The sequence below is a fragment of the Rhodococcus sp. BP-261 genome (genome assembly GCF_019835205.1).
Lineage (GTDB): Bacteria > Actinomycetota > Actinomycetes > Mycobacteriales > Mycobacteriaceae > Rhodococcoides > Rhodococcoides kyotonensis_B.
The window spans coordinates 295,664-311,278 of record NZ_JABUCO010000003.1; the positions used below are offsets into that span (position 1 = coordinate 295,664).

16 protein-coding genes are annotated in these 15,615 nt (G+C 64.8%); 9 read left to right on the forward strand and 7 right to left on the reverse strand.

Annotated elements, in window-relative coordinates:
• Window positions 1-49: 49 nt before the first annotated feature.
• From HQ354_RS05215 to HQ354_RS05225, 3 genes are all read right to left on the reverse strand, one after another.
• Window positions 50-391, reverse strand: coding sequence for a hypothetical protein (locus tag HQ354_RS05215; RefSeq protein ID WP_222634280.1), 342 nt, complete (start codon window positions 389-391; stop codon window positions 50-52).
• 188 nt (window positions 392-579) lie between these two features.
• Window positions 580-870, reverse strand: a complete 291-nt coding sequence (locus HQ354_RS05220) for a hypothetical protein (RefSeq protein WP_157105431.1) — start codon at window positions 868-870, stop codon at window positions 580-582.
• A 290-nt stretch (window positions 871-1,160) separates the two neighbouring features.
• Window positions 1,161-1,865, reverse strand: coding sequence for a GAF and ANTAR domain-containing protein (locus HQ354_RS05225; protein ID WP_068431617.1), 705 nt, complete (start codon window positions 1,863-1,865; stop codon window positions 1,161-1,163).
• Between the two features lie 555 nt (window positions 1,866-2,420).
• Here HQ354_RS05225 and HQ354_RS05230 point away from each other — a divergent pair.
• Window positions 2,421-2,747: a hypothetical protein gene (locus HQ354_RS05230; RefSeq protein WP_222634281.1), complete on the forward strand. Its 327-nt coding sequence runs from the start codon at window positions 2,421-2,423 to the stop codon at window positions 2,745-2,747.
• A gap of 220 nt (window positions 2,748-2,967) precedes the next feature.
• On the opposite strand, the gene HQ354_RS05235 is transcribed toward HQ354_RS05230, so the two are convergent.
• A complete protein-coding gene (locus HQ354_RS05235) occupies window positions 2,968-3,363 on the reverse strand; it encodes a metalloregulator ArsR/SmtB family transcription factor (RefSeq protein WP_167674679.1) in 396 nt (131 codons plus the stop codon).
• 62 nt (window positions 3,364-3,425) lie between these two features.
• On the opposite strand from HQ354_RS05235, the gene HQ354_RS05240 reads away from it, so the two are divergent.
• On the forward strand, window positions 3,426-5,375 hold the full coding sequence (locus HQ354_RS05240) for a heavy metal translocating P-type ATPase (protein ID WP_374107298.1): 1,950 nt from the start codon (window positions 3,426-3,428) through the stop codon (window positions 5,373-5,375).
• Here the strand turns inward: HQ354_RS05240 and HQ354_RS05245 are convergent, their stop codons facing one another.
• The gene (locus HQ354_RS05245; RefSeq protein ID WP_308115118.1) at window positions 5,376-6,404 is read right to left on the reverse strand and encodes a hypothetical protein; all 1,029 of its coding nucleotides are present in this window, start codon (window positions 6,402-6,404) and stop codon (window positions 5,376-5,378) included.
• Window positions 6,405-6,658: 254 nt separating this feature from the next.
• On the opposite strand from HQ354_RS05245, the gene HQ354_RS05250 reads away from it, so the two are divergent.
• Complete coding sequence (locus HQ354_RS05250) at window positions 6,659-8,749, forward strand: catalase (RefSeq protein WP_167674684.1); 2,091 nt, start codon at window positions 6,659-6,661, stop codon at window positions 8,747-8,749.
• A 3-nt stretch (window positions 8,750-8,752) separates the two neighbouring features.
• Here HQ354_RS05250 and HQ354_RS05255 read toward each other — a convergent pair whose 3' ends face one another.
• Window positions 8,753-9,211 (reverse strand): ankyrin repeat domain-containing protein, encoded by a 459-nt coding sequence (locus tag HQ354_RS05255; protein WP_308115117.1) that lies wholly within the window; start codon window positions 9,209-9,211, stop codon window positions 8,753-8,755.
• A gap of 43 nt (window positions 9,212-9,254) precedes the next feature.
• Here HQ354_RS05255 and HQ354_RS05260 point away from each other — a divergent pair, with 43 nt between their 5' ends.
• The 4 genes from HQ354_RS05260 to HQ354_RS05275 are packed head-to-tail and all read left to right on the forward strand — an operon-like array spanning window position 9,255 to window position 11,548.
• Window positions 9,255-10,805 (forward strand): YhjD/YihY/BrkB family envelope integrity protein, encoded by a 1,551-nt coding sequence (locus tag HQ354_RS05260; RefSeq protein ID WP_167674686.1) that lies wholly within the window; start codon window positions 9,255-9,257, stop codon window positions 10,803-10,805.
• Window positions 10,802-11,074 (forward strand): hypothetical protein, encoded by a 273-nt coding sequence (locus HQ354_RS05265; protein ID WP_068431635.1) that lies wholly within the window; start codon window positions 10,802-10,804, stop codon window positions 11,072-11,074. Before HQ354_RS05260 ends, HQ354_RS05265 begins: the two co-directional genes overlap by 4 nt.
• Entirely contained in the window at window positions 11,071-11,343 is a 273-nt protein-coding gene (locus HQ354_RS05270) for a DUF4235 domain-containing protein (RefSeq protein WP_068431638.1), read from the forward strand. Before HQ354_RS05265 ends, HQ354_RS05270 begins: the two co-directional genes overlap by 4 nt.
• A 37-nt stretch (window positions 11,344-11,380) precedes the next feature.
• On the forward strand, window positions 11,381-11,548 hold the full coding sequence (locus HQ354_RS05275) for a hypothetical protein (protein ID WP_165839527.1): 168 nt from the start codon (window positions 11,381-11,383) through the stop codon (window positions 11,546-11,548).
• Window positions 11,549-11,600: 52 nt separating this feature from the next.
• On the opposite strand, the gene HQ354_RS05280 is transcribed toward HQ354_RS05275, so the two are convergent.
• Window positions 11,601-13,061, reverse strand: a complete 1,461-nt coding sequence (locus HQ354_RS05280; protein WP_167674688.1) for an aminotransferase class I/II-fold pyridoxal phosphate-dependent enzyme — start codon at window positions 13,059-13,061, stop codon at window positions 11,601-11,603.
• 78 nt (window positions 13,062-13,139) lie between these two features.
• Between HQ354_RS05280 and HQ354_RS05285 the strand changes: the two genes are divergently transcribed.
• Window positions 13,140-14,525: a cytochrome P450 gene (locus HQ354_RS05285; protein ID WP_167674690.1), complete on the forward strand. Its 1,386-nt coding sequence runs from the start codon at window positions 13,140-13,142 to the stop codon at window positions 14,523-14,525.
• 1 nt (window position 14,526) lies between these two features.
• Window positions 14,527-15,615 (forward strand): glutamate--cysteine ligase, encoded by a 1,089-nt coding sequence (locus tag HQ354_RS05290; RefSeq protein WP_167674692.1) that lies wholly within the window; start codon window positions 14,527-14,529, stop codon window positions 15,613-15,615.

The following is a 15,615-nucleotide window of genomic DNA, read 5'->3' on the forward strand; positions in this document are numbered from 1 at the left end:
GCACCCGCCCCGATCGACCTCCGCGACAGGGCGCTCCGCGCCCCGATCGTCATGCGACGACGTCGTACCCGTCCGAACCGGGGACCCATCGGTCGAGTCCCTGGAACGACGTCGAGTGCCGGAGGAATTGCAGGATGACCACTCCCGCAGTGATCGTCGTCCAACTGATCGCGGTTTTCGTCACGATGGCCCGCGGGTCCTCCGCGCCCGTCGTCCAGACACCGGCCACGAAGAGCAGCGAACCGAGCAGCAGCAGTGGAATTGCCGGGGCGAAAAGCCGGTCGGTGGCTGCGATTGCACCTCGACCGAGGACACCGATACCCGCAATACCTGCGGTGAGCGCGACAAGAACAGCTCCTGCGACGACGAACGCACTTGCGTCGGCGATCATGCGAACCCCCCTCGCATCGGTCTCGTCCGTACCATCCATGCTCGCCGCTACGGGCCAGGCCGAACAACGGTCTTCGGTCATCGGTCTGCCTCGGGGACAAACCGTCCAAAAGATTGTTTCGGACGATGGTACACGTCCGTCGGTACGTTATGACGGCGCACCATGCCCGCTGTCTGCCGTTCCGGCAATCACGTACTGACGTAGAGTCCGGCGATCGGGTGACACAGCCACGCAACGATGCGTCGCACCGAATTCTCGGCGTCGGGGTCGACGGCAAGCCTGGAACAGCCCAATTCGGGGTCGAGCCCGATGACGACAGCATGTCCGAAGTGCGTCGCGTCGGACCACACCGTCAACGACAGTGGCCGGTGCGACGGCCCGATGCCGTCGATCGATGCACGCAACCGTGCGACCCATTCCGATCGGGTGTTCTCGACGCAGACGACGATCGCGACGCCGTCCTTCGGATGCAGATACATCTCAGACACCGCGCAACCGGCGACAAGCAACCAGCGCGATCGACCGATGCATAACTTCCATGTTTCCCGAAAATTCGGGCGCGAGAGGGAAAACGGACCGAAAAGTTCGAAAGAGCAAGTACAGAGCCGAGATCGACGGGAACAGGTGAAGGCCCCGGCAACGGGGGGGTTTTGCCGGGGCCTTCGCGTCCCTCTTCTGGCCCGGACTTGTCAAAGGGGGGTGGAAGTCCGCAGCAAGGAACGACTTCGACGCTACTCCGGACCCCACCGGCTGGGAACCCCCTCCAGCATCAAAGTCGAACTCGATAGTCGACGACCGCCTGCGCGACGTCTCGCAACCTCATCCGGTGACGGCGAGCATGATGTCGCATTCGCTCGAAGGCTGCCTCCGTGTCGATGTTGCTCGTCGCAGCGAGAACGCCCTTCGCCTGCTCGATCACGATGCGCGACTCGAGAGCGTGCTGCAGCTGTTCGGACACCTCGGTCATCGTGCGGAGCTGTTTCGCAGAGGCGCGCTGAGCGATCGCGAGCCGTGCGAGAACCCTGGTCGCATCCAGGTCGGTAGCCGACCACGCTCGAGACACAGTCGAATACAGAACCAGACTGCCCATCACGTCGTCGTTCCCACGCTGCAACGGGAATGCGGCCACCCCACCGATTCCCGCGTGTGCAGCAACGTCCACGAATTGCGGCCAACGATGGCGAGCCCGCGCGATGTCGGCGACGGCAACGATCCGCGAACCGCGAAAGGCGTCGTACGCGGGGCCGTGCTGTACAGCGGTCTGACATCGTTCGATCGCTTCGATCGCCCCCGAGGTCGAAGCGACGTGGAGATCGTCGTCGTCGCCCAAGACGAGCACACTGGTGCCGACGATGTCGAACACAGCAGTCAGCGCAGCGGTCAGTTCGGTGAAGACGGCGTCGTCGTCGGACATCGATTCGGCGACCGTGACCATCCGGTCCACGACATTCACGAATTTCTTGGCGTCGTACACATCCCTACCTCCGGCTCTCTCCGAGCAGACGCAAGCGTGTACATCCCCGACGCCCCGTGCTGGACGGTCGACCAATTCATGTTCCTCCTGCAGCAACCACACGAGGAGGGTGAAACAAGTCGATCGCATGCTATCGCACTGGAACATCGGACCGAGTCGTGGTTAGATTCTCGAAGCAAACGACATCGCCCCTGACCTCGGCGACACGCCTGCTGGTGACACCCGAGCATCCCGGTGTCCTCCGAACGATGTGCCGTTAGCGGCAACTGTTATCGGCAGTTGCACACACTCGCGCGCATCGTGTTTCACCGTCGACGACGCGATCGAGAGAACGGTCCGCCCTCCTCTTCGACTGCCTCGCCGCGGCACAACGGCGCGGGGCGGCGCGAGGGGTCGAGGGGTCTCCTCGCGCGTCGTATGCGGATTGTTCGCGACTCCGCCCCGCGCCCAGTGCACATCCGACGCACACCAGACGACATACGCACAGCGAGTGACGGCATCAGTTCGAAACGGGGGGTATACATGTCGAACGACATCGATTCGATCATGGACCTAGTGGAAACAGCGACTCTGTCCGAGTTGGACTCGCCCGAGGCAGTGGCAGCATTCGCGTTGATACGCAGCCGATTACGGCCCGGGCAACCCGATCGATTCGCCGAATTGTCCGCCACCGTCGAGCGACTGTCCGGCCCTCGATTCACCGAATCCGTCGACGCCGAATTAAGCGATGCGCTCCGGACCGTGTCCCGCACGGCCGCTGTCGACGAACTGGTGCGATCGGCGCGTGAGCCGATCGCGAAACTGGCTCTCGCCCAACTCCTTCGAGATCGCGGCCTCCGACATCGCGGCCGCGACTCCAACGGTCCAACAGATCTGTCGTAACCATCAATTCCTGCTGAACGGATTTCATCTCGTGGACAGCCTTCATCCAGATCAGGAACGACGTCCGGAACGTCCTGGACACCTGTCGTCCGGCTCGCACGTCGGAGCGTCGATGAGCACCGAGGCAATCAAAGCCCATCTCGCCCGCATGTTCGACGATCCCTCCGAGAACGCGAAACATCGGAAACCGTAGCGACACAGCGCCACTCGAACTCAGCCGCTATGCGTCGAGTGCGCCCGACTCGATCCGGTCGGTCGACTCCGCATCGACAGGGTCCGAAGCCGCCATTCCTAGATGCTCGATGTGGTACACGGCCTCGTCGAGCAGCATCGCGACGTGATTGTCGTACAGCCGATAGATGACGCTGCGCCCCGAACGGGCGCCTGCGACGAGCCCCATCGCGCGTAGCAGCCGGAGTTGGTGCGACACCGCCGACTGTTCCATCTCGACCGCGTCGGCCAGGTCGTTGACGCCACTCGGCCCCTGACGCAACTGCGTCAGGATTCGCAGCCTGCTCGGGGTCGCCAGCGCTTGCAGCGTGGCCGCGACCGTGGCTGCAGAATCCGCATCGAGCTGCGCCGGAGGTGTGGTCCGTCCGTCGACACCGTGTCCCATGTCGTAACTATATCCAATGAACAGATGTAAACGTCTTCATATATTCCTGTACGCTCTCGGACGTGACTGCAACACATGTCTCGACCACCACACCCCGAACTCCTGCGCTCGACTCTCGCGGCACCCGAACGCGCGTGTTGTCCGTGCCGGAGGTGCGGTGGGCGCTGGCTTCGCTCGTGTTCTTCCTGGCCGGCCTTGCCCTCCAGCTCTCACCTGCTCCCTCGGCACTGGCCTGGGCGCTGTACCTCGCCTGCTATGCGTGCGGCGGGTGGGAACCGGCCCTGGAGGGCCTCCGCGCGCTGCGAGAAAAATCGCTCGACGTCGACCTGCTGATGATCGTCGCCGCTGTGGGCGCGGCCGCTATCGGGCAAATCTTCGACGGTGCGCTACTCATCGTCATCTTCGCGACGTCGGGAGCTCTCGAGGCAGTGCTCACCAGGCGTACCGCGGATTCGGTGCGAAGCCTTCTCGATCTTGCGCCGGACACGGCCGACGTTCTCGGTGACGACGGAACCGAACGGAACGTACCCGCGTCTTCCCTTCGCCCGGGCGACGTCGTCGTCGTTCGGCCGGGGTCGCGCATCGCCGGCGAAGGAACCGTCGTCGACGGTGGCAGCGACGTCGACCAGTCGTCGATCACCGGTGAGTCGGTTCCGGTCTACAAGAGCGTCGGGGACAGCATCTTCGCCGGTTCCGTCAACGGCACGGGAACGCTCCGGGTACGTATCGACGTCGATCCGTCCGAGACCGTTATCGCTCGCATCGTCGCGATGGTCGAGCATGCGTCGGCGACCAAGGCGAAGAAGCAATTGTTCATCGACAAGGTCGAGCAGTACTACTCGACGATCGTCGTGGTGGCCACCGTCGCGATCTTCGCGATCCCGATGTTTCTCGGCAGCGAGTTCCAGCCCGCCTTGCTCCGGGCCATGACGTTCATGATCGTCGCTTCACCGTGCGCGGTCGTGCTGGCCACGATGCCCCCGCTGCTCGCGGCGATGTCGACGGCGGGTCGATCCGGAGTGCTGGTCAAGTCCGCCGTCGTGATGGAACAGCTACGCACGACGTCGGTCGTGGCGTTCGACAAGACCGGCACCCTGACCGAAGGCACACCACGAGTCGACACCGTCGAGCTTCTCCCCGGTTCGGACTACGACGAGAACAGCGTTCTTCGCCTGGCCGCCGCGGTGGAGACAGCGAGCGAGCATCCCGTCGCCGCCGCGGTGGTCGGCTACGCCCGTGCCCGTGGGTTGACGCTGCCCGATGTGTCGGCATTCGAGTCGAGTCCGGGTTCGGGTGTCAGCGGAGTCGTCGAGGGTCGGCTCGTCACCGTCACGAAACCCGCCGGACCGGACAACGATCTCGGCGTCGTTCGCTCCGCCTTGTCGGCGGGGAAGACAGCCGTCGTCGTCCGCGTCGACGGTGCGCCGACGGCTGTGATCGGCGTAGCCGACACCGTGCGCGCCGACGCGGCGGCCGCGGTCGCCGACCTCGAAGCCCTCACCGGACGCCCCTCGCTCTTGTTGACCGGCGACAACACCCGCGCCGCCCAGGACGTGGCGAGGCGAACCGGAATCGACGACGTGCGCGCCGATCTGCTGCCCGAGCAGAAAGCCGAAGCGGTGCGCGCGGTACAGGCCGAATCCGGCGCGCGGGTACTGCTCGTCGGCGACGGCGTCAACGACGCGCCTGCGCTGGCCGCGTCGGACATCGGAGTCGCCATGGGCCGCAAAGGTTCCGATCTCGCTCTCGACACCGCCGATGCCGTCCTCGTGCGCGACGATCTCGGTGCGCTCGCGTCCGTGATCGCTCTGTCGCGGCGCGCTCACCGCATCGTCGTCGCCAACCTCGTCATCGCCGCGACATTCATCGTCGTGCTCGTGACGTGGGATCTGATCGGCACTCTTCCACTCCCCGTCGGGGTGGCCGGGCACGAAAGCTCGACCGTGCTGGTCGCGCTGAACGGAATGCGGTTGCTGTCCACGCGAGCGTGGCGGCGAAGCCACGAGCGCTGATCAGGTCTCGTCCGCGGACTGCCTGCGAATCAGTTCCCGATGACCGTATGTCGCGTTCAGGATGTCGCCCCGGTCCGCGACGGCGGATCCGACGGCGCCTGCAACGGTGCCCAACGACGCCGCGAGCCACGCGAGTGAAATGTAGTCGCCGAAGTTCGCCGAGCGGTGAATCTGCTCGGCCAGGAATTCGGGTGAGATGACGATGGCCGCGGACCCGAGAACGACGACGAACAGCACCGCATACATGCACAGCACACCGGACACCACCGTGCCGAGCGTTGCCGCGTTGTACATCCATCGATCGGTCGTGGACGTCCTGAACTTCCGCGTCTCCCACATTCCGTTCGGGAGAATCAACCACACGCTCATCGCGGCGATCGCGGTGATCCCGACCGCGGCGAGGCGCTGAACCGACATGAACGCCGCCATCTGCCAGATGCTGGCGTAGAAGACACCGAACGCCGACGCGGCACTTGCCGCGCCGAGCGCACCGGACAGCGTCGGCACCAGCCGCCATGGCCTGTTGCAGCGGATCATTCCCAGAACCATGCGTAGACGCCCGAACATGCCGGGCGTCAACAGGATTCGCTCCTCCGCTCCGCCTGGACCGGGTCCGGGCGCCCACCGTGCCATGGACCTGCGAAGGTGCGGACGCGACGTGGTGTCGGTGCCGAGAAAGTCGTGAACGATCGCGAGCGCCACCGCGACCGCGCGTCGACGCACCGAGACCGTCCCGAACGACGGGATGTACAACGCCGCGGTGTTGTCCTCGCTCAGCTCGGCCACGACAGGCCTCGAACGTTGCCGCCGAGGGATCTCGGACAGGAAAAGCACTACGTCGTAGTCGTTGCGTGCGCGCACCGACTCGAGCCAGCGCCCCAGTTGCGCCGAGCCCGTTTCGGTCGGCGGGAGCGCCATCGAGGACCGTTCCGTTTCGATGGCGAGAACTCGCCCGTCCACGGGAACCCGTTCCGGCAATGCATCTCCGATCGCCGACGCGATGGTCGACGCAAAACCTTCGTCGGCCACGATGCCGATCGTGACGGTACGAGATGAAGTGTTCGTTTCCTCCGACGCCATTCGATACAGCTACCCCGGTGCCCGGCGTCCGACACGTAACGCGGGGTACGAGAGTCCATGTATGGGACCGACCACGACGGGGTACAGCTGCCCTCGCGGGTCGAGCCACGGACCGCAGTCGAATCGCCGACAGAACCACACTGTGCGTCGTCGAGCGTACGGAAGACAGCCCCTTCACCACTTCGACGAAAGCTGATGCATACATGCCTCCAACACCCCGTCCCGACCAGTCCTCCCCCGCGCCCGTGGGGCCGACAGGGTCGGCCGACACCCGCGCACAGGACGGCACGTTCCTGACCACGGCGCAGGGCGTCCGGATGCCGGACACTCATCATTCGCTCAAGGCCGGGGATCGAGGCCCGACCCTCCTCGAGGACTTCTATCTCCGCGAAAAGATCACCCACTTCGACCACGAGCGCATCCCGGAACGCGTCGTGCACGCCCGCGGCGCCGCGGCGCACGGAACGTTCGAGTCGTACGGCACCGCGAAATCGGTGACGAAAGCGGGCTTTCTGGCCGAAAAGGGCAAGAAGACAGATGTTTTCGTCCGTTTCTCGACCGTTCTCGGATCGCGTGGCTCTGCCGACACCGTCCGAGACACACGGGGTTTCGCCGTCAAGTTCTACACGGACGAAGGTACATTCGACCTCGTCGGCAACAACATGCCGGTCTTCTTCATCCAGGACGGCATCAAGTTCCCGGACATCATCCATGCGGGTAAGCCGCAGCCGGACATCGAACTGCCACAGGCACAATCGGCGCACGACTCGTTCTGGGACTTCGTATCTCTGCACACCGAGGCCACGCACCATGTGCTGTGGAACATGAGCGACCGCGGGATTCCGCGGTCGTACCGCACGATGGAGGGCTTCGGCGTCCACACGTTCCGGCTCGTCGCCGAGAACGGCGACACCAGCCTCGTCAAGTTCCACTGGAAACCCGTTGCGGGCGTTCATTCGTTGGTGTGGGAAGAGGCCCAGATCGCCGCGGGCGTCGACCCGGACTTTCATCGGCGGGACATGGCCGACGGCATCAAGGCGGGAGCACCGCTCGAGTACGAATTCGGCATCCAGGTCATGCCCGACGACGGAACCGACACGTTCGAAGGCATCGACCTCCTGGATCCGACCAAGCTAGTTCCCGAGGAACTCGCCCCGGTGCAGCCGATCGGCAAGCTCACGCTGAACGCGAATCCGACGAACTACTTCGCCGAGACCGAGCAGGTCGCATTCCACACCGGCCACCTGGTGCCCGGCATCGAGGTCACGAACGACCCGCTCATGCAGGCGCGGCTGTTCTCCTACCTCGACACTCAACTCACCCGGCTCGGTGGACCCAATTTCGCGCAGCTGCCGATCAACCGTCCCCACGCGCCGGTCAACGACATGTTTCGAGACGGCATGCATCAGACGGCTGTACACACCGGGGTGGCGCCGTACCGGGACAACAGCCTCGACGAGGGCGAACCGATCGACGCCGACGCCTCCGACCGCGGATACGTGCAGACGCCTCGGCCGATCGAGGGCAAGGCCGTGCGCGCGAATCCGGCGTCGTTCGACGATCATTTCACCCAGTCCGCGATGTTCTACCGGAGTCTGAGTTCGATCGAGCAGGACCACATCGTCGAGGCCTTCACGTTCGAACTCGGGAAGGTGTTCGAGCAGGCGATCAAGGAACGGGAGCTGGCCGTTCTCGCGAACGTCGACGCCGACTTGTGCAGTCGCGTCGCAGCCGGTCTCGGACTACCGGCACCGACGGGCACGCCGCCGACGGATGTCGTCACCTCGCCTGCACTGTCGCAGGTCGTCACGACACCCGGCCCGATCGACGGACGCAAGATCGGTGTGATCGCCGACGCCGACTCCGATCTCGCCGGCATCGACACGTTGCGCACGGCAGCCGAAAGTCGCGGGGTGACGGTGCATGTCATCGCAGCGACCGGTGGCTTCCTCGGCGACGGCCCGAATCGTCAAGTCGTCGAACGCACGTTCCTGACGGTTCGGTCCATCGAGTTCGACGCGTTCGTCGTCGCGGGCGGCACTGCACCCTCGAACGACATCAAGCTGGTTCTGTTGCTGCAGGAGGCTTTCCGCCACTGCAAGGCAGTCGGCGCATGGGGCGACGGTGTGGCAACGCTCGAGGCCGCAGGCGTCACCGACGGCGGTCCCGGTGTGGTGACCGAGGATTCGCCCGGTGACAGCTTCGGTGACGCGCTGTTCGATGCCATGGGCCTGCACCGAGCATGGGACCGCGCCGCTGCGGTCATGGGATCGGAAGTGCCGCCGTCGAACTGACGGTCAGGAATGCTCGCGGGACCCGGTCAGCAGTGCCGTCATGTCGTCGAGACCGAAGAACTCGGCGACCGACACTGCGGACCGGGTTCCCGCGAACGGGTCTGCCCCAGCACGCAATAGAGCGCTCACGATGTCGGTCGACCGGCGAAACGCCGCTGCTCCCAACGCAGTCTGCCCGTTGTCGTTGAGACGTTCGACGTCTGCACCCGCATCGAGCAGCAGAGCCACCGTGCCCGGATGGGTGTGATACGACGCGAGTATCAACAGGGTGTCGCCGCGATCGTTGGTGAGATTCACCGGGCCGCCCGCACCCAGAAACCGTCGTAGCAAGTCTGTTTCGCCCTGCCGAGCCCAATCGAATGCGGCACGGAGAACGGCGATCTCGTTCTCGGTCAGGTCTACGGATTCGTCGTGCGACATGGTCTCGCCGATACCCGTGACCTGCGGGAGCGAAACGGGCACCGCGCAGCGTTTCCGGACGGGACAGGTGGGTATCGCACCCGTCATGAACCAACAGGATGCCGCGTCCACTGCGCCTGTCGACGCCGATCCCGACGACCCACGAAAAGCGGATTCTCCTACCGAACTGACGAAGCCGTCGTGGATGTTCGTCTTGAAGAAGACCGCTCGCGAGTTCTCGCGCGATCAGTGCACCGACCTCGCAGCCGCACTCACGTACTACGCCGTGTTGTCCCTGTTTCCGGCGATCCTGGCGGTGGTGTCACTGCTCGGTGTCTTCGGGCAGGGTCAAGCCACCGTCGACGGTGTGTTGCAGATCGTCGGCGATCTGGGCCCCTCGTCGGCGGTCGACACGTTGCGCGGCCCCATCGAGCAGTTGGTCCAGGCTCCCGCTGCCGGGTTCGCTCTCCTCACCGGTGTTGCCGGCGCGTTGTGGTCGGCCTCGGGTTACGTCGGAGCATTCGGCCGTGCGATGAATCGCATGTACGAGGTCGAAGAAGGCCGACCGGTATGGAAGCTACGGCCGGTGATGCTACTGGTCACGCTCGTCGGTCTGCTGCTGGTCGCGTGCGCTGCGGTGATGCTGGCCATCAGTGGTCCGATCGCGTCGGCTGTGGGGGACACGATAGGCCTCGGTGACACCGCGTTGACCGTCTGGAACATCGCTCGCTGGCCGATCGTCCTTGTGATAGTCGTTCTGGCCGTGGCCATTCTGTACTACGCGACCCCCAATGTTCAGCAACCGAAGTTCCGATGGATCTCGTCCGGCGCGGCACTTGCCATTCTGGTGTGGATCCTGGCATCGGTGCTGTTCGGGTTCTACGTCGCGAACTTCGGAAGCTACAACAAGACCTACGGCTCGCTCGCCGGCGCGATCGTGTTCCTGCTGTGGTTGTGGATCACCAACCTGGCCTTGTTGTTCGGCGCGGAGCTCGATTCTGAGCTGGAACGTGGTCGTCAGTTGCAGGCGGGAATGGTTGCGGAAGAACGACTTCAGCTTCCCCCGCGCGATACCCGCGTGTCGGACAAGAACGAACAGAAGGACGCCGATGCCGTCGAGCAGGGTCGCCGTCTACGTCTGGCACACGAACAGAACGACTCCCCCGATGCGCCGACCGCAGAACAAGCGGATCGGCCACGTACGAGAACAGGAGATGTCATGACCGACCGTTCTGCACCGCCACCCGATACCAGGGCGGCGTCGACTCGACCGGTGAGCGACCTGTCGACGGTCCAGCTCGTCGAGAGGTTGACCGACCAAGTGTCGACCCTCGTCCGGACCGAAATTCGATCGGGCCTCGACGAGGTCAAGAGCAAGGGCACACGCGTCGGCGTCGGTATCGGCATTTCCGGCGCGGGGGCACTACTGCTGTTCTTCGGCGTCGCCACGCTGATCGCGACCGCCGTGCTCGGTCTGGCCACCGTCGTCGCACCGTGGCTCGCCGCGTTGATCGTCGCCGTGGTGGTGCTCGTCGTCGGCGGCATCCTCGCCGCAGTCGGCGCGTCTCGCGCGAAAAACGCACTCCCACCGGTTCCCGCCGACACGGCGGCAAGCGTGAACGACGACATCTCTGCGATCAAGAAAGGTATCCGATGAGTGGAAAGCACGCCGAGACACCGGAACCCGACGACCTACCCAGCGTCGAGGAACAACGTGCGGACGTAGCCGAGACCGTCGCGGCGCTCGCGGCCAAGGCCGACGTACCTGCCCGCGTCGCCAACGAGGCGTCGTTCCAGGCCGAGCGGGCGAAGACGGCGGCACAGAAGAACCCGCAGGTGATTGCCGCAGCCATCGGTGCGGTGGTGGCGGGAACCATCGTGACGATCATCATTCGCAGACGACGATCCCGGAGGATTTTCCGATGAGCGCAGTATCGAAGGCCATGTACAAACCTCTCGCCCTGGCGACCAGCGTGCTGGGTGGTATCGCGGCGGGCGCCGTGTTCAAGCAGATCTGGAAGTACGTGGGCGACAACGACGTCGAAGCTCCCGACCCGAAAGATCTGAACCGGTCGGTACAGGAAGTGTTGCTGGCAGCGGCAATTCACGGAGCCGTGTTCGGAATCGTCAAGGCAGCCGTGGATCGTGCAGGTGCCACCGGCTACCGCGCACTCGCGCACGAAGACCCGTCCTGAAGGTTTCGAGCAACCACCGAAAGGAAATACACCCCTCATGACCCAACCCAACCACGACGAACCGAACCTCGACGACGTCATCGTTCCGACCGAGGAAGTGCATCCGGACCATCGCGAGCACGCGAAGGAACCGAAGCACCTCGACGACACGGAGCTGGACGCCCGCACCGAACACGAGCGTGAGGAAACCGGCGCCGACGAGTGACGCCGACACCGAACGGGGGCCGCGAGATTCATCTCGCGGCCCCCGTTTCACGTCAGCGGACCACTCTGAACGTCCGAAGTGACTTGTCGGTGGCGTCGGGGACGTTCATTCCCGCGGCGATACCGGTCGTGAGATAATCGACGACCCCGTCGGTCAGCTCCTCCCCCGGCACCGCGACCGGGATACCAGGCGGGTACGGGGTGAGTTGTTCGGCCACGATCCGTCCCGGGGCGTTCTTCGCGTCCACCATTTCCGTGTCGCCGAAGAATGCGTCGCGGGGCAACATCACCGAGCGCAAAGAAAGATCGTTCGGATCGGGCAGGTACATCTCGTTCGGGGCGTCGAAAGCAGCTGCAGCAGAAGACAATCCACGTAACGCGGCGTACAGTCTCTCGGCGGTGGCCTCGCTGTCGGCGAACGAGAACGTCGCCAGGATTCTGCGGTGATCGCTCATCCCGATGTCGAGGTGATGCGTGTCCCGCAGCCAATCCGCGCACTGATATCCACTCACACCCATCGACGACACGTCGATCATCACCTGCAGCAGATCGAGATCCTTCGACGCCTCGGCCCCGATCAGTTCGTCCTCGAGAACGCTGAGGCCGTCGATCTCCGAAATCTCGCGACGCGCCGACCTGGCGAGCGCGAGCGCCGAGCCGAGCAACTCCGAACCCTGCTCGACCATCTGGCGGCGCCACCCGTCCATCGCCGCGTAGACCAGGACGTTCGGACTGGTCGTCATCAACAGGTCGGCACACAACGCGACATGGCGGTCGTCGACGAGGTCACCTTGAACGTGATACACCGATCCCTGCTCGAATCCCGCACCCATCTTGTGCACGCTCACGACACAGATATCCGCGCCCGCGTCCATCGCCCACGTCGGAAGGTCGTCGTGGAACGGCAGATGCGCACCCCACGCCTCGTCGACGATGAGCGGTTTGCCACGTTCGTGGCAGATGTCGGCAATCGCAGCGATGTCGGCGCACGTGCCGTACGGCGTCGGGCTGACGATCAGCGCGCCGGCCGCGTCGGGATTGTCGTCCCAGGCTCGGCGCACCTGCTCGGGCGACGGTGGATGCGAAATGTGGTGGTCGGTATCCCAGCGCGGCGGGATCCAACGCGGTCTGACACCGCTGAACACCAGGCCTGCGACGATCGCCTTGTGACTGTCCCTGGCGACGAGCAGACCACCGTCGTCGTTGCCCGCCACCGCCATCATCGCGGCCTTGACGGACAGCGAACTGCCGCACGTCGAGAAGAACGCCGAGCGCGCGCCGACGGCCGATGCCATCAATTGTTCTGCACGCGTGAGATATTCGTTCGACGAGTGCCGATCGTCCATGCCGCCCGACGCCAACAGATCGGATCTGAAACTCGCAGCGCCGAGTACGTCGGTCACGCGTGGGTCCACACCGACTCCCTGCCGGTGTCCGGGCGGCGTGAAACCGTAACGGTCGTCGCGGTGGTAGCGGGCGACAGCGTCCAACAGAGGTGTTTCCGATTGGTTCACGTGGGGGGCCATACCCGGTCACGAGGTCGACCATTCCTGGCCCGTTTCGCCCTGTTCGGCGCAGGGTAGGCAGGGTGCATGCCTACCTCCGAATCCACCGTACCGACGCCGTCGGCTGCCCCGACGGTGCCGGCGGGCCCTGTCGTGACGGGAGTAGCCGCCGCCCGGCTTCTGGCGAAACTCTCGGGGCCGTTGGTGGCAGGCGGTGTCATCGCACGAAGACGAACGGTGATGCCGCTGCTCGAGAAGCGCCAGAGCGATGCCGACACCGTCGAGACGATGCTGGAACTGCGCAGCGAGTACGGACCCGGTCCGCTACGCCTCGAGTTGCCGGGGAGGACGGTCGTCGTTCCGTTGACGGCGGGCGACGTCGAGCGCGTTCTGGCGCAGTCCCCCGAGTTGTTCACCCCCGCCAACCGGGAGAAGCGCGCCGCGCTCAGCCCGTTCCAACCCCACGGTGTGTTGATCTCTCGCGGACGTGCTCGCGAATCACGACGGACGTTCAACGAACAGGTGCTCGACAGCGATCTGCCACTGCACCATCTGGCCGGTTCGCTCGCTCCGACGATCCGCGAAGAAGCAGGCAACATCGTGGCCGAGGCGAGCGGCAACGACGGTCTGCTCGACGCGAGTGTGTTCGTCGAGGGGTGGTGGCGGATGGTACGACGTGTCGTGCTCGGTGACGGCGCGCGCGACGACGATGCCGTGACGGATGATCTCTGGACACTGCGGGGCGACGGCAACTGGTCGTACCTACGCCCGCTGCGGCGTCGCGTGCGCGATCGTTTTCTCGACCGCCTGTACGAGTACGTCGACGACGCCGAACCGTTGAGTCTTGCGGGGGCCGTCGCGGCGGCACGACCGGACTCGACGGTCGATCCGGTGGGTCAGATTCCGCACTGGCTTTTCGCGTTCGACGCGGCCGGGATGGTCGCGCTCCGCGCACTTGCCGTGCTGTCCGCGCAGCCCGAGCACATGCGGCGTGCTCGTGACGAAATCGCCGAGATGGATCTGTCTCAGCCGCAGGTACTTCCGTATCTGCGGGCCTGCATTCTGGAATCCGTTCGTCTGTGGCCGACGACCCCGGCGATTCTGCGCGATTCGACGACCACGACGCACTGGGGTGAGGGCGACCGCCGAATCGACATCGAGTCGGGTGCAGCCTTCCTGATCCTGACGGCGTTCTTCCACCGGGACCGGACGAGCATCGATTTCGCCGACGATTTCACACCCGATGCGTGGCTCGACGGTCGCATGAGCACACAACGCGCGGTGGTGCCGTTCAGCGCCGGTCCAGCCCGGTGCCCCGGACAGAATTTCGTTCTGTTCACCACGAGCATGATGCTCGCGAACCTGATCGAATCGCTGCCCGACCTTCGACAGCAGTCGACACCGTCCCTCGGCGGCGAGTCACCCCTTCCGGCAACGCTGAACCACTTCTCGATCGCACTGAAAGCTCACTGACATGGGCCGGGAACCCGTTCCGACGTTCGGGGTGGAGGAGGAGTTGCTGCTCGTCGATCCGAACACCGGGATCCCGTCGATGCAGAACGAGGTGGTTGCGGACAATGCACGTCAGCTCGGTCTCTCGCTACAGCTGGAGCTCACACCGTGTCAGATCGAGACCGCGTCGAGCGTCCTGCACACGTCGGCGGAACTGGCCGAGTCGCTGGCCCGGTCTCGTTCGACGGCAGCCGTGGCCGCGCGTCGTGCGGGTGCCGCGTTACTTCCCGCCGGGGTCCCTCCACTGCTTCCGGAGTTGGGCCCTATCACCGACACCAAACGGTACCGACGGATCGCGGACGAGTACGGCATGATCGCGCTCGAACAGGGAGTGTGCGGAGCCCACGTGCACGTCGCGGTTCCCGACCGGGAATTCGGTGTCGCAGTGAGCAATCACGTGCGTCCATGGTTGCCGGTTCTGCTTGCGTTGACGGCGAACTCGGCTCTCTACGCGGGCCGCGACACCGGTTACGCCAGCTGGCGATCGGTGCTGTGGTCACGGTGGCCGAGTGCAGGCCCTCCCCCGTACTTCGACTCCGTCGACCACTACGACGCGCTGATCCGCCAGATGTTCGACGTCGGAGCCATTCTCGACGACGGGATGGTCTACTGGGACGTCCGACCGTCGATGAATTTTCCGACGCTGGAGATCCGCGTCAGTGACGTACCGGCGAACACGTCGGACACGGTCCTGTTGGCGGTGCTCGTGCGCGCGTTGGTCATGACGGCGTCCGACGCGATCGATCGTGGCGCCTCTGCACCGCGCGTGGCGGAACATGCTCTGCACTGGGCATACTGGCGTGCAGCCAGGGACGGCCTCTCGGACCGACTGGTCGATCCTGCCACCGGGCGGCTCGGCACCGCTGCCGGCGCACTCGATTCCCTCGTGTCCTACGTGACAGGAGCACTGGAGACGACCGGCGAGCGCGACCTCGTCGACTCGGCTATTCGACGAAACGTCCAGCACGGCAACGGGGCTCGTCGCCAACGCGATGCAGTGAAGACATCGGGAGCGATCACCGACGCTGTTCTCGACCTGATCGAAGGATGA